This window comes from Pigmentiphaga daeguensis (genome assembly GCF_039523035.1).
Taxonomy (GTDB): Bacteria; Pseudomonadota; Gammaproteobacteria; order Burkholderiales; family Burkholderiaceae_B; genus Pigmentiphaga; species Pigmentiphaga daeguensis.
Map to the genome: position 1 here is coordinate 110,225 of NZ_BAAAEN010000005.1, position 12,938 is coordinate 123,162.

Consider the following 12,938-nt stretch of genomic DNA (forward strand, 5'->3'; position numbering starts at 1 on the left):
TTCCGTTTCGCCCGGGCCGCGTGGCGGCAGGGCGCGCGGGCGTTGGCGCGCCAGACGGCTTGTTACAACCGCGACGGTCCGGGGCCCCCGGATCGAGGAATCATCGTGCCTTGCGGCGGTCGTAACCCGACTCGGGGTTCCACCGTCCACATCGTTCCAGGGAGAAACTAGTGGGTTTTGCAGACGTAGCCAGCTTCGCGCGCAACAGGTTCGCGCCTGTGTCGCTCGGGATCGCCACGGTCTTGTTGTCCTTGCTGGGCGCGGCCACGGCAAGCGCCTTTACGCTCGACGACGTGACGGCGCGGGCCAGGACGCTTGCCGACCGGGCCTACCAGGCCCCGGTCAGCAACCTGCCGCCGGCCTTCAGCAAGATGCAGTTCGCCGATTACCTGCGCATCCAGCCACGCCGCGACCAGTTCGAGTGGCACGACCGCGATACGCCGTTCAGGCTGGCGTTCTACCACCAGGGCATGCATTTCTCCACGCCGGTCGGCATCAACGAGGTGGTCGACGGCCAGGTCCACGAGATCAAGTACGACCCCGCCAAGTTCGACTTCGGCGGCATGTCCTTCGATGCGAACACGACGCGCAACCTGGGCTACGCGGGCTTTCGCGTGCTCTATCCCATCAATCGCGATGGCGTGCACGACGAAATCATGAGCATGCTGGGCGCGAGCTATTTCCGCGTGATCGGCAAGGGCCAGGTTTACGGCCTGTCGGCGCGGGGCCTGGCCCTGGACACCGCGTGGAAGGACGGCATGGCCGAGGAGTTCCCGCGCTTTCGCGAGTTCTGGATCGAACGGCCCAAGCCCCAGGACCGCTTCCTGGTGATCTACGCCTTGATGGATTCGCCGCGCGCCACCGGCGCCTACCGCTTCGTGCTGCGGCCGGGCGAGGACGCCGTGCTGGACGTCGAGTCGCGCGTGTTCCTGCGCGGCCAGATCAACAAACTGGGCGTTGCGCCGCTGACGAGCATGTTCCTGTACGGGCCGAACCAGGGCGTGCGGGGCAACAACTTCCGTCCGGCGCTGCATGATTCCAACGGCCTGGCCATCCACACCGGCAGCGGGGAATGGCTGTGGCGGCCCCTGAACAACCCGCGCACGCTGTCGGTCAGCTCATTCCAGGTGACCGATCCCAAGGGGTTCGGCCTGCTGCAGCGGGGGCACGAGTTCTCCCGCTACGAGGACCTGGCCGACCGCTACGACCTGCGCCCCAGCGCGTGGATCGAGCCCAAGGGCAACTGGGGGCCGGGCAAGGTGGAGCTGGTCGAGATCCCGACGGCGGACGAGACCAATGACAACATCGTCGCGTTCTGGACGCCGGACGTGGTGCCGCCCAAGGGCCAGCCCATGCGCCACGACTACCGCATCCATTGGACGATGAACGAACCCGCGCTGATCGAGAAGGACGTGGGTTGGGTCAAGCAGACGCTGCGGACCGACGGCGAGATCCGCCAGGCCAACCTGATCCGCCACCTGGACGGCAGCACGGCCCTGATCGTGGATTTCGAAGGACCGGTCCTGGCGCGGCTCTCGCCCGATGCCACGGTGGGCGCCGAGGTCAGCGTGGGCGACAACGCCGAGCTGATCGAGAATGTCCTGCAGCGCAATCCCGCCATCCAGGGCTGGCGCCTGACGCTGCGAGTCAAGGTCAAGGACCCGAAACGGCCGGTCGAGATGCGGGCCGCGCTGGTCGAGGGCAAGCGCGCGTTGACCGAGACCTGGAGCTACCAGCTGCCAGCGCGGTAATCTGGAGGGTCCGCAAGCCGAGTTTCCAGACGGACCCACCATGATCATCAAGAACCAGGAAGACGTTACCCGCGCGGTGCTGGCCGAGGCCGCCCGCGCGCCCGATGCGCGCTTTCGCGAAATCCTGTCGGCGGGCATCCGCCACCTGCATGCCTTCGCGCGCGAGGCGCGGCTGACCGAGGCGGAGTTCCACCAGTTGTGCGGCGCGATCGCGCGGCTAGGCCAGGCGACCACCGCCTCGCACAACGAGGTGGTGCTGGCCGCCGGCTCGCTGGGCCTGTCCGCGCTGGTCTGCCTGCTCAACAACGGCGACAACGGCCAGACCGAGACCACCGCCAACCTGATGGGACCGTTCTGGCGGATGGGCTCGCCCGAGACGCCCAACGGCGGGTCCATCGTGCGTTCTCCCACGCCGGGCGACCCGGTGTTCGTCCAGGCCTGGGTGCGCGACCGCGAGGGGCGGCCGGTCGAGGGCGCGGAAGTCGACGTCTGGCACAGTTCGACCGAGGGCTTCTACGAGAACCAGGATCCGGCGCAGGGCGACATGAACCTGCGTGGCAAGTTCGTTACCGACGGCGATGGGCGCGTCGCGTTCCGCAGCATCAAGCCGGCCGGCTATCCGATCCCGGTGACCGGCCCCGTGGGCGAACTGATCCAGGCCCAGGGCCGGCACAACATGCGCCCGGCCCACATCCATTTCATGATTTACAAGCCGGGCTTCAAGACCCAGTTCTCGCAGGTCTATTCCAGCGACGATCCCAACCTGGAGACCGACGTGCAGTTCGGCGTCACGCAGGCGCTGGTGGGGCAGTACGTGCTGCACGACAGCGCGACCGAGCCCGCGCCCGACCCCGATCTGCGGGGCAAGTGGTACTCGATGGACCACCACTTCGTGATCGAGCCCGGCGAGGCCCGGCTGCCCCGGCCGCCCATCACCGGCAAGGCGGACGGCGAGCGGCCCGTCCTGACGGTGCTGGCGCGGCGCCCCTGACGGGCATCGGTCACGCGCACTGCCGGGGCTGGCCGATGGCGGGCGCCGAGGCCGGCGACATCCTTGCGCTCCACAGCGCCAGCAGCAGGCCCACGCCCGTGAGGGCGGCGCCGGCCCAACCCACCGACACCAGGCCCAGGCCCGACAGGGCCAGGCCGCCCACCCACGCCCCCAGGGCATTGCCCAGGTTGAAGGCGGCGATGTTCAGGCTGGAGACCAGCGTGGCGCCGGCGGGGCCGGCCTGTTGCAGCACGCGCATCTGCATGGGAGCGACGGTGGCGAACGCCACCGTGCCGAGAACGATGGTGTACGCCATGGCCACCAACGGCTGGCCGAAGGCCCAGGGGCCCAGTGCCAGGGCCGCCATCAGTGCCGCGGTGGTCAGCAGCAGCGCCTGCATGACGCCGCGGTCGGCCATGCGCCCGCCCAGCAGGTTGCCGGCCGCCAGGCCGGCGCCGAACAGCAGCAGGGTGACCGCGACCAGGTTGTCGCTCATCGCGGTGACCTGTTTGAGCAGCGGCTCGATGTAGGTATAGAGCGCGAACACCCCGGCGAACCCGAATACGGTGATGCCCAGACCGGCCCAGACCTGGATGCGGCCGAGCACGGCCAGCTCCTGGCCCAGCGGCGCGAGTTGCGGGCGGCCCTGGTCGCGCGGCACGAACCAGGCAAGGATGACGTAGGCGGCCACGCCCACCATGGCCACCGCGGCGAAGGCCGAACGCCAGCCGAAATGCTGGCCGATCCAGGCGCCGGCGGGCACGCCCAGCAGCGTGGCCAGCGTCAGCCCCGAGAACATCAGCGCGATCGCCGAGGCGCGCTTGTGGGGCGGGACCAGGCCCGTCGCGACCACGGCGCCCACGCCGAAGAAGGTGCCGTGCGTGAGCGAGGTCAGCATGCGGGCGGCCATCAGCCACCCGTAGCCGGGCGCCGCCGCGGCCGCGACGTTGCCGGCGATGAAGATGAGCATCAGGGACAGCAGCAGGCGCTTGCGCGGCCAGGTCCGGGTCAGCAGCGTCAGCACGGGCGCGCCCACCGCGACGCCGATCGCGTAGCCCGAGATCAGCGTGCCCGCCGTGGGCAGGGAGATGCCCAGGTCCGTGCTGACCTGCGTCAGCAAGCCCATGATGATGAATTCCGTGGTGCCGATGCCGAAGGCACCGGCGGCCAGCGCCAGGAGAGAGAGTGGCATGGTCGGGGTCCTGTGAGTGGATTGCAGTCGATAGCGACACTGTGGAGGCGGGCGCGACCTTTGTGTAGATGGAATAATGGAATGACATCTGTTCCATCAAGGAAAAGCCGTGCCGATCTCCGCCAAGACCGCCCCGACCCGTGCCGCACGGGCTCCTGCGCCCGCCGATGCCAACCGGTCGGGCGAGCTGGGGACCTTCGTGCTGGTGGCCGAGCGGGGCAGCCTGTCGGCCGCGGCCCGTCGGCTGGGCGTGTCGCCCTCGGCCGTGAGCAAGGTCATGTCGCGCCTGGAGGCGCGGCTGGGCGTGCAGTTGTTGCAGCGCAGCACCCGGCGGGTGCTGCTGACCGCGGAAGGCGCCCAATACTATGAGCAGGGCAAGCGCGTGCTGGCCGATCTGGACGAACTGGAGACCTCGGTCGCGGGGCAGGCCGAGCCCCGCGGACTGGTTCGCATCACTGCCAGCACGTCGACCGGACAGACCCTGCTGGGGCCGCTCATCCCGCGGCTGCTGACGGCGCACCCCGGCTTGCGGCTGGACCTCAGCTTCACCGACCAGGTCGTGGACCTGTTGGAAGCGGGGGTCGATATCGCGATCCGCTGGGGGCGGCTGCCCGCCTCGGATGTGGTGGCTCGGCTCCTGGGCCGCACGCGCCAGGTCGTCGTCGGCAGCCCTGAATACCTCGCCGTCCACGGCACGCCCGTCCATCCCGGCGACCTGGGCGCCCACCTGCGCCTGGGCTGGAACTACCGGCGCGAAGTCCCGCGCTGGCCTTTCGAGGTGGCGGGGCGCCGGATCGAGGTCGACATCGGCGAGATCGTCCGGGTGAACGACGGCGAGGTGATGCGCCGCCTTGCCCTGAACGGCGCTGGACTGGCCCGGCTGTCGGTGTATCACGCCTGGGACGACCTGCTGGCAGGCCGCCTGGTGCCGGTGCTGGAGCCCTACAATACCGGCGACCTCGAGCCCATCCACGCGGTCTACGTGGGCAAGCCCGGCCGGCTGCCGCCCCGCACCCGGGCGGTGCTGGATTTCCTCCAGGCCAACGTTGACCTGCGATACGCCGAGCACACGCCCGGGCCGGCCGGCGGATGAGGGCGCCGGCTGTGGGGGATATCCCGACAAAAGGCTTGCTATGTGGCAGTTTGCCGGGTATGATGGCAGGCTTACCTATGGGTTCTTGCCTTTTTGCCAGTGTAGTTCGCGGCTATCGCGCGTGGCGGGAAGGGGGAGTCCGGGGTGGGTAGTAACTGGCCTGGCACCGCGTTCTTGCGGTGTCCGCTTCAGAATTTCAACCCAGGGTGCGCAAGTCGCATTGCCGCCTGACGGGACCAAAACTGATCGGAAGGCTTGGCGTTCACTGAAAAGGTGGTGCCGGGCATTTCGGGTTAAGTTGGAACAGGGTAAACCATGATTCAAATGCAGACCACGTTGGACGTGGCCGACAACACCGGTGCGCGCTCGGTTATGTGCATCAAGGTGCTCGGCGGCTCCAAGCGCCGCTATGCCGGCATCGGCGACGTCATCAAAGTGAGCGTCAAGGATGCGGCCCCCCGCGGTCGCGTGAAAAAGGGCGAAATCTACAACGCCGTGGTGGTTCGTACCGCCAAGGGCGTCCGTCGCAAGGACGGTTCGCTGATCCGTTTCGGTGGCAATGCCGCCGTGTTGCTCAACGCCAAGCTCGAGCCCATCGGCACTCGCATCTTCGGACCCGTTACGCGTGAACTGCGTACCGAGCGTTTCATGAAGATCGTGTCGCTGGCGCCCGAAGTGCTGTAAAGGGACCGCGATGAACAAGATTCGCAAAGGTGACGAAGTCATCGTCCTGACCGGCAAGGACAAGGCCAAGCGCGGCGTCGTGCTGAGCGTTGCCGAAGACCGCGTCGTGGTCGAGGGCATCAACGTCGTCAAGAAGAATGTGAAGCCGAATCCGATGGCCAACCAGCCCGGCGGCATCATCGACAAGACCATGCCCATCCACGTCTCCAACGTGGCGATTTTCAACCCCGCCACCGGCAAGGCCGATCGCGTGGGCGTGAAGAAAGTCGACGGCAAGAATGTGCGCGTCTTCCGTTCCAATGGCGAAGCCATTGCGACGAAAGCGTAAGCGGGAGCAAACACAATGGCCCGTCTTCAAGACTATTACCGCGAGAAGGTCGTTGCCGACCTGACCAAGCAGTTCTCGTACAAATCCGTGATGGAAGTGCCCCGCATCACCAAGATCACCCTGAACATGGGTGTCTCGGAAGCGGTCGCTGACAAGAAAGTCATCGAGCACGCCACCGGCGACCTGACCAAGATCGCCGGCCAGAAGCCCGTCGTGACCAAGTCGCGCAAGGCCATCGCCGGTTTCAAGATCCGCGAGAACTACCCGATCGGCTGCATGGTGACCCTGCGTGGCGCCCGCATGTACGAATTCCTCGATCGCCTGATCAGCGTCGCGCTGCCGCGCGTGCGCGATTTCCGTGGCGTGTCCGGCCGTGCTTTCGACGGTCGCGGCAACTACAACATCGGTGTGAAAGAACAGATCATCTTCCCCGAGATCGAGTACGACAAGATCGACACGCTTCGTGGGCTGAACATCAGCATCACGACCACGGCCAAGACCGATGAAGAAGCCAAGGCGCTGCTGTCGGCCTTCCGCTTCCCGTTCCGTAATTAAGGGGTGAAATAGTGGCTAAGCTTTCACTCATCAACCGCGATATCAAGCGTGCCAAGCTGGCGGCCAAGTATGCCGCCAAGCGCGCCGCGCTCCAGGCTATCGTCGACGATGCGTCCAAGTCGGACGAAGAACGTTACCAGGCTCGCCTGAAGATTCAGCAGCTGCCCCGTAACGCCAACCCCACCCGCCAGCGCAACCGTTGCGCGGTGACCGGTCGCCCCCGTGGCGTGTTTCGCAAGTTCGGTCTGGCCCGTAACAAACTGCGCGAGATGGCTATGCGCGGCGAAGTTCCGGGCATGACCAAGGCCAGCTGGTAGGAGAGTCATTCATGAGCATGAGCGATCCGATCGCCGATATGCTGACGCGCATCCGCAATGCGCAGCGCGTAGATAAGGCGTCCGTGTCCATGCCCTCCTCGAAGCTGAAGGTGGCGATTGCCACCGTGCTGAAGGACGAGGGCTATATCGACGGTTTCGAGGTCAAGGCCAACGATGGCAAACCCGAACTCGAAATTTCCCTGAAGTACTACGCCGGCCGTCCGGTCATCGAGCGCATCGAACGCGTCTCGAAGCCCGGCCTGCGCATCTACAAGGGCCGTCATTCCATTCCCCAGGTCATGAACGGCCTGGGCGTGACCATCGTGTCCACCTCTCGTGGCGTGATGACCGATCGCAAGGCGCGCGCCAACGGCGTGGGCGGCGAGGTCCTCTGCTACGTGGCGTAAGGAGCCGACATGTCGCGTATAGCTAAATATCCCGTCGAGCTGCCCAAGGGCGTCGAAGCCACGATCGCTGCCGACCAGATCACCGTCAAGGGTCCCCTGGGCACGCTGGTCCAGGCCCTGACCGGCCAGGTCACGATCGCGCAAGACGCCGGCAAGCTGACTTTCGCCGCCGCCAACGACAGCCGCGAAGCCAAGGCCATGTCCGGTACCGTCCGGGCCCTGGTCAACAACATGGTGACCGGCGTGAGCAAGGGCTTCGAGCGCAAGCTGACCCTGGTCGGCGTGGGCTACCGTGCCCAGGCGCAAGGCGATTCCGTCAAGCTGCAGCTCGGTTTCTCGCACGATGTCGTGCATCAGATGCCTGCCGGCGTGAAGGTCGAGTGCCCCTCGCAGACCGAAGTGGTCATCAAGGGCGCCAACAAGCAGCAGGTTGGTCAGGTGGCCGCCGAAATCCGCGCCTACCGCTCCCCCGAGCCCTACAAGGGCAAGGGCGTGCGCTATGCGGACGAACGGGTCATCATCAAAGAGACCAAGAAGAAATAAGGCGGGCAAGGACGAATCATGGACAAGAAGCAAGCTCGTTTGCGTCGCGCGGTACCTACCCGCCGGAAGATCGCCGAGTTGCGCGTGCATCGCCTGTCGGTGTTCCGCACCAACCTGCACATCTACGCAAACATCATTTCGCCTGAAGGCGATAAGGTGCTGGTCAGTGCCTCGACCGTCGAACCCGAGGTTCGTCAGCAACTGGCTGGCGATTCGGGCAAGGGCGGCAACGTGGCCGCAGCAACCCTGGTGGGCAAGCGCGTGGCCGAGAAGGCCAAGGCTGCCGGTATCGAATCCGTCGCGTTCGATCGCAGCGGTTTCCGCTACCACGGCCGCGTCAAGGCCCTGGCTGATGCCGCGCGTGAAGCCGGCCTGAAGTTTTAAGCGAGGATTACATGGCCAAGATGCAAGGTAAGAATGCAGCGGCTGAGGAACGCGACGACGGTCTTCGCGAGAAGATGATTGCCGTCAACCGCGTCACGAAAGTCGTGAAGGGCGGTCGTATCCTCGGTTTCGCGGCGCTGACGGTGGTCGGCGATGGCGACGGTCGCGTCGGCATGGGCAAGGGCAAGGCCCGGGAAGTCCCGGTCGCCGTCCAGAAAGCCATGGAAGAAGCCCGCCGCAAGATGGTCAAGGTGCCCCTGAAGAACGGCACCCTGTACCACAACGTGGTCGGCAAGCACGGCGCCTCGACCGTTCTGATCTCGCCCGCCGTCGAAGGTACCGGCGTGATCGCCGGCGGCCCGATGCGCGCGATTTTCGATGTGCTCGGCGTTCGTAACGTGGTGGCCAAGAGCCTCGGCTCGACCAACCCGTACAACCTCGTGCGCGCTACGCTCAACGGTCTGAGCGCAAGCTCGACTCCGGCCGACGTCGCCGCCAAGCGCGGCAAGTCGGTCGAAGAGATCCTGGGATAAGCCATGACGACGAAGAAAAACGTCAAAGTGACGCTCGTGCGTTCCCCCATCGGGACGCCCGAATCGCACCGCGCCACGATTCGTGGCCTGGGACTGCGCCGGCTGAACAGCTCGCGCGTCCTGGTCGACACGCCCGAAGTGCGCGGCATGATCCGCAAGGTGTCGTATCTGGTCACCGTGTCGGAAGCCTGAGAGGTCTAGCATGCAACTCAATACGCTCAAGCCCGCCGAAGGCGCCAAGCACGCCAAGCGCCGTGTCGGTCGTGGTATCGGCTCCGGCCTCGGCAAGACCGCCGGCCGCGGCCACAAGGGTCAGAAGTCCCGTTCGGGTGGCTTCCACAAGGTCGGTTTCGAAGGCGGCCAGATGCCGCTGCAGCGCCGGCTGCCCAAGCGTGGCTTCAAGTCGCTGGGCCAGCACCTGTACGCGCAGGTCCGCCTGTCCGAACTGCAAGCGCTGCCGGTCGACGAAATCGACGTGCAGGCGCTCAAGCAGGCCGGCGTGGTCGGCCAGCAAGTCCGCTACGTCAAGGTCATCAAGACCGGCGAGCTCACCCGCAAGGTGGTGCTCAAGGGCATGACGGCGACGGCCGGTGCCAAGGCGGCGATCGAAGCCGCCGGCGGCTCCCTGGTCTGATAACCGAGGACTGAGCTTTGGCTAATGCGAACGCACTGGGCAAGACCGGCAGCAAGTACGGCGACCTGAAGCGCCGGCTGGTCTTCCTGTTGCTCGCCCTGGTGGTGTACCGGATCGGTACGCACATCCCTGTTCCCGGGATCGATCCGGTCCAGCTGACCTCCCTGTTCCATCAGAACCAGGGCGGGATTCTGGGCCTGTTCAACATGTTCTCGGGCGGTGCGCTTTCGCGTTTCTCGATCTTTGCATTGGGGATCATGCCGTACATCTCGGCGTCGATCATCATGCAGCTGATGACGGTCATCGTGCCGTCGTTGGAAGCGATCAAGAAGGAAGGCGAGGCCGGGCGGCGCAAGATTACGCAGTACACGCGCTACGGTACGCTGGCGCTCGCGCTGGTGCAGTCGGTGGGCATCTCGGTCGCGCTGGAGTCGCAGCCCGGGCTGGTCATCGATCCTGGCCTGATGTTCCGGGCCACCACGATGATCTCGCTCGTCACGGGAACGATGTTCCTGATGTGGCTGGGTGAGCAGATCACCGAGCGGGGCCTGGGCAACGGCATCTCGATCCTGATCTTCTCGGGTATCGCGGCCGGCCTGCCGCACGCATTGGCCGGGCTGTTCGAGCTGGTCAATACCGGAGCGATGGCTGTCCTGACGGCGCTGTTCATCGTCGTGCTGGTGGTGCTGGTGACGGCTTTCGTGGTGTTCGTGGAACGCGGGCAGCGCAAGATCGTCGTCAACTACGCCAAGCGCCAGGTGGGCAACCGGGTGTATGGCGGACAAAGCTCGCACCTGCCGTTGAAGCTGAACATGGCCGGGGTGATTCCGCCGATCTTCGCGTCGTCGATCATCCTGTTCCCGGCCACGGTGGTCAGCTGGTTCTCGAGTGGTGACGGCCTGCGCTGGCTGAAGGACCTGGCCGCCGCGTTGTCGCCCGGGCAGCCGCTGTACATCACGCTGTATGCCATTGCAATCGTGTTCTTCTGCTTCTTCTACACGGCGCTCGTGTTCAACAGCCGCGAAACCGCCGACAACCTGAAGAAGAGCGGCGCGTTCGTTCCGGGTATCCGTCCGGGCGAGCAGACCGCGCGGTACATCGACAAGATCCTGATGCGCCTGACTTTCAGCGGCGCCATCTACATCACGTTGGTGTGCCTGCTGCCGGAGTTCCTGGTCTTGCGGTGGAACGTGCCGTTCTACTTCGGTGGTACGTCTTTGCTGATTATCGTTGTGGTCACGATGGATTTCATGGCCCAGGTGCAGGCATACGTGATGTCGCACCAATATGATTCTCTGCTCAAGAAGGCGAACTTCAAGGGCGGAAATCTACCGGTGCGGTAACGAGAAAATGTCCAAAGACGACGTTATCCAGATGCAGGGCGAGGTCCTGGAGAACCTGCCCAATGCGACGTTTCGTGTCAAGCTCGAGAATGGCCATGTCGTGCTGGGACATATCTCGGGAAAAATGCGGATGAACTACATCCGCATCCTGCCGGGGGATCGTGTGACGGTCGAACTGACGCCATACGATCTATCGCGAGCAAGAATCGTGTTCCGCTCGAAGTAAGCCTGGGGCTTACCGGGTAAGAATTAGGAGTCAATCATGAAAGTAATGGCATCGGTCAAAGCAATTTGCCGGAACTGCAAGGTCATCAAGCGCAAGGGCGTGGTGCGGATTATCTGCACCGACCCGCGCCACAAGCAACGTCAGGGCTGAGCCTAGGCTCGGTTCTACGCTACAGGTATTCAAGGAAACGTTATGGCCCGTATTGCTGGCATCAACATTCCGCCGCATCAGCACACCGAAATCGGTCTGACGGCTATCTTCGGCATCGGTCGTTCGCGCGCTCGCAAGATTTGCGAAGTGGCCGGCGTGCCGAGCAACAAGAAGGTCAAGGATCTGAACGACGCCGAGCTCGAGCGGATTCGCGAACAGATCAACACCTTCACCGTCGAAGGCGATCTGCGTCGTGAAATCCAACTGTCGATCAAGCGTCTGATCGACCTCGGCTCGTATCGTGGCTTCCGCCACAAGCGCGGTCTGCCCGTGCGTGGCCAGCGTACCCGTACGAACGCCCGCACCCGCAAGGGTCCGCGTCGCGCCGCTGCGTCGCTCAAAAAGTAATCGGCTGACAGCCAGTCAAGGATTCAGAAATGGCGAAATCCCCGAACAGCGGCGCCCAGCGCGTTCGCAAGAAAGTCAAGAAGAACGTCTCGGACGGCATCGCGCACGTTCACGCGTCCTTCAACAACACCATCATCACGATCACCGATCGCCAGGGCAATGCCCTGTCGTGGGCGACGTCGGGCGGCGCCGGCTTCAAGGGCTCGCGCAAGTCCACCCCGTTCGCGGCCCAGGTCGCGGCGGAGTCCGCCGGTCGCGTGGCGATGGAATACGGCATCAAGACGCTGGAAGTGCGTATCAAGGGCCCCGGTCCCGGCCGCGAATCGTCGGTTCGCGCCCTGAACGCCCTGGGCATCAAGATCTCCAGCATCGCCGACATCACGCCGGTGCCGCACAACGGCTGCCGTCCGCCGAAGCGCAGAAGGATCTAGGCCCCCCCCCTACGCGCTTCGCGCGCCCCCCAGGGGGCGGCACTGGCGGACCGGCGGAGCCGGATCCGCGGTGCCCTGGATCGGTGGGCTCGTTGCCCGTTGGGCAACGTTGCCTGGGGGTTTGGGGCAAAGCGCGGTAGAATAGTGGGCTTTGCTGTTGGCAGTACGTAGTTTTTATTGTTTTCTGGGGGCGCGGCCGGCATGGGTCGGGCGCGCCGAGTAAGACCACCGTTTGCCGCGTTCTGGTTCATCGAACGTAATAGACCAAGGCAAACTCCTCGCCATGTCTGGTGCATGGCCTGACAGAGAAAAGGATACATCGTGGCACGTTATATTGGCCCCAAATGTAAGCTTTCCCGCCGCGAAGGCACGGACCTCTTCCTGAAGAGCGCCCGCCGTTCGCTGGATTCCAAGTGCAAGCTCGAGAGCAAGCCCGGCCAGCATGGCCGCACCTCGGGTGCCCGTACCTCGGACTACGGTCTGCAGCTGCGCGAGAAGCAGAAGCTCAAGCGCATGTACGGCATTCTGGAAAAGCAGTTCCGCAAGTACTTCGAAGAAGCCGAGCGCCGCAAGGGCAACACCGGTGAAAACCTGATCCAGTTGCTCGAATCGCGCCTGGACAACGTGGTCTATCGCATGGGCTTCGGCTCGACCCGCGCCGAAGCGCGCCAGCTGGTCAGCCACAAGGCGCTGATGCTGAATGGCCACACCGCCAACGTGCCGTCCATCATCGTCAAGGCCGGCGACGTGATCACCGTCCGCGAGAAGGCCAAGAAGCAGGCCCGTATCCAGGAAGCACTGCAACTGGCCTCCAGCCAGGGCATGCCGCAGTGGGTCAGCGTCGACATGACCAAGCTGGAAGGCACGTTCAAGCAGGCCCCGGATCGTGCCGATGTCGCCCGCGACATCAACGAATCCATGGTCGTGGAACTCTATTCGCGCTAATAACTGAAGCCGGCTCTAGGTGC

Annotated in this window: 20 protein-coding genes; 19 read left to right on the forward strand and 1 reads right to left on the reverse strand. The window is 64.8% G+C overall.

The window, feature by feature from the left end; all coding sequences use genetic code 11:
• The first annotated feature begins 218 nt into the window (after positions 1-218).
• Together ABD104_RS08845 and ABD104_RS08850 are read left to right on the forward strand one after the other, a co-directional pair.
• The gene (locus ABD104_RS08845; RefSeq protein WP_343927438.1) at positions 219-1,751 is read left to right on the forward strand and encodes a glucan biosynthesis protein G; all 1,533 of its coding nucleotides are present in this window, start codon (positions 219-221) and stop codon (positions 1,749-1,751) included.
• 40 nt (positions 1,752-1,791) lie between these two features.
• Positions 1,792-2,742, forward strand: coding sequence for a dioxygenase family protein (locus ABD104_RS08850; RefSeq protein ID WP_087838311.1), 951 nt, complete (start codon positions 1,792-1,794; stop codon positions 2,740-2,742).
• A 10-nt stretch (positions 2,743-2,752) separates the two neighbouring features.
• On the opposite strand, the gene ABD104_RS08855 is transcribed toward ABD104_RS08850, so the two are convergent.
• Positions 2,753-3,934: an MFS transporter gene (locus tag ABD104_RS08855; protein WP_087838310.1), complete on the reverse strand. Its 1,182-nt coding sequence runs from the start codon at positions 3,932-3,934 to the stop codon at positions 2,753-2,755.
• A gap of 109 nt (positions 3,935-4,043) precedes the next feature.
• On the opposite strand from ABD104_RS08855, the gene ABD104_RS08860 reads away from it, so the two are divergent.
• The 17 genes from ABD104_RS08860 to rpsD all read left to right on the forward strand — a co-directional run bounded on the left by ABD104_RS08860 (position 4,044) and on the right by rpsD (position 12,915).
• Positions 4,044-5,027, forward strand: a complete 984-nt coding sequence (locus tag ABD104_RS08860) for a LysR family transcriptional regulator (protein WP_371695354.1) — start codon at positions 4,044-4,046, stop codon at positions 5,025-5,027.
• A gap of 315 nt (positions 5,028-5,342) precedes the next feature.
• Entirely contained in the window at positions 5,343-5,711 is a 369-nt protein-coding gene (gene rplN / locus ABD104_RS08865; RefSeq protein WP_087780015.1) for a 50S ribosomal protein L14, read from the forward strand.
• A gap of 10 nt (positions 5,712-5,721) precedes the next feature.
• Positions 5,722-6,039 carry a 50S ribosomal protein L24 gene (gene rplX, locus ABD104_RS08870; RefSeq protein ID WP_087838309.1) on the forward strand — a complete coding sequence of 106 codons (318 nt, stop codon included), beginning with the start codon at positions 5,722-5,724 and terminating at the stop codon, positions 6,037-6,039.
• A 15-nt stretch (positions 6,040-6,054) separates the two neighbouring features.
• Entirely contained in the window at positions 6,055-6,594 is a 540-nt protein-coding gene (gene rplE, locus ABD104_RS08875; protein ID WP_087838308.1) for a 50S ribosomal protein L5, read from the forward strand.
• 11 nt (positions 6,595-6,605) lie between these two features.
• Positions 6,606-6,911, forward strand: a complete 306-nt coding sequence (rpsN, locus tag ABD104_RS08880) for a 30S ribosomal protein S14 (RefSeq protein WP_087838307.1) — start codon at positions 6,606-6,608, stop codon at positions 6,909-6,911.
• 11 nt (positions 6,912-6,922) lie between these two features.
• On the forward strand, positions 6,923-7,318 hold the full coding sequence (rpsH, locus tag ABD104_RS08885) for a 30S ribosomal protein S8 (RefSeq protein WP_087838306.1): 396 nt from the start codon (positions 6,923-6,925) through the stop codon (positions 7,316-7,318).
• 9 nt (positions 7,319-7,327) lie between these two features.
• Positions 7,328-7,861 carry a 50S ribosomal protein L6 gene (rplF, locus tag ABD104_RS08890; RefSeq protein ID WP_087838305.1) on the forward strand — a complete coding sequence of 178 codons (534 nt, stop codon included), beginning with the start codon at positions 7,328-7,330 and terminating at the stop codon, positions 7,859-7,861.
• A gap of 18 nt (positions 7,862-7,879) precedes the next feature.
• Positions 7,880-8,245, forward strand: a complete 366-nt coding sequence (gene rplR, locus ABD104_RS08895) for a 50S ribosomal protein L18 (protein ID WP_087838304.1) — start codon at positions 7,880-7,882, stop codon at positions 8,243-8,245.
• Positions 8,246-8,256: 11 nt separating this feature from the next.
• Entirely contained in the window at positions 8,257-8,778 is a 522-nt protein-coding gene (rpsE, locus tag ABD104_RS08900; RefSeq protein ID WP_087838303.1) for a 30S ribosomal protein S5, read from the forward strand.
• A gap of 3 nt (positions 8,779-8,781) precedes the next feature.
• Positions 8,782-8,970: a 50S ribosomal protein L30 gene (gene rpmD / locus ABD104_RS08905; RefSeq protein WP_087838302.1), complete on the forward strand. Its 189-nt coding sequence runs from the start codon at positions 8,782-8,784 to the stop codon at positions 8,968-8,970.
• A gap of 10 nt (positions 8,971-8,980) precedes the next feature.
• Entirely contained in the window at positions 8,981-9,412 is a 432-nt protein-coding gene (gene rplO, locus ABD104_RS08910; protein WP_087838301.1) for a 50S ribosomal protein L15, read from the forward strand.
• A gap of 17 nt (positions 9,413-9,429) precedes the next feature.
• Entirely contained in the window at positions 9,430-10,755 is a 1,326-nt protein-coding gene (secY, locus tag ABD104_RS08915; protein WP_087838300.1) for a preprotein translocase subunit SecY, read from the forward strand.
• A 7-nt stretch (positions 10,756-10,762) separates the two neighbouring features.
• A complete protein-coding gene (infA, locus tag ABD104_RS08920; protein ID WP_087780026.1) occupies positions 10,763-10,981 on the forward strand; it encodes a translation initiation factor IF-1 in 219 nt (72 codons plus the stop codon).
• Positions 10,982-11,017: 36 nt separating this feature from the next.
• Positions 11,018-11,131: a 50S ribosomal protein L36 gene (gene rpmJ, locus ABD104_RS08925; protein WP_087780027.1), complete on the forward strand. Its 114-nt coding sequence runs from the start codon at positions 11,018-11,020 to the stop codon at positions 11,129-11,131.
• 42 nt (positions 11,132-11,173) lie between these two features.
• The gene (gene rpsM / locus ABD104_RS08930; protein WP_087838299.1) at positions 11,174-11,539 is read left to right on the forward strand and encodes a 30S ribosomal protein S13; all 366 of its coding nucleotides are present in this window, start codon (positions 11,174-11,176) and stop codon (positions 11,537-11,539) included.
• Between the two features lie 29 nt (positions 11,540-11,568).
• Complete coding sequence (gene rpsK, locus ABD104_RS08935) at positions 11,569-11,970, forward strand: 30S ribosomal protein S11 (RefSeq protein WP_087838298.1); 402 nt, start codon at positions 11,569-11,571, stop codon at positions 11,968-11,970.
• 321 nt (positions 11,971-12,291) lie between these two features.
• A complete protein-coding gene (gene rpsD, locus ABD104_RS08940; RefSeq protein WP_087838297.1) occupies positions 12,292-12,915 on the forward strand; it encodes a 30S ribosomal protein S4 in 624 nt (207 codons plus the stop codon).
• Positions 12,916-12,938: the final 23 nt, after the last annotated feature.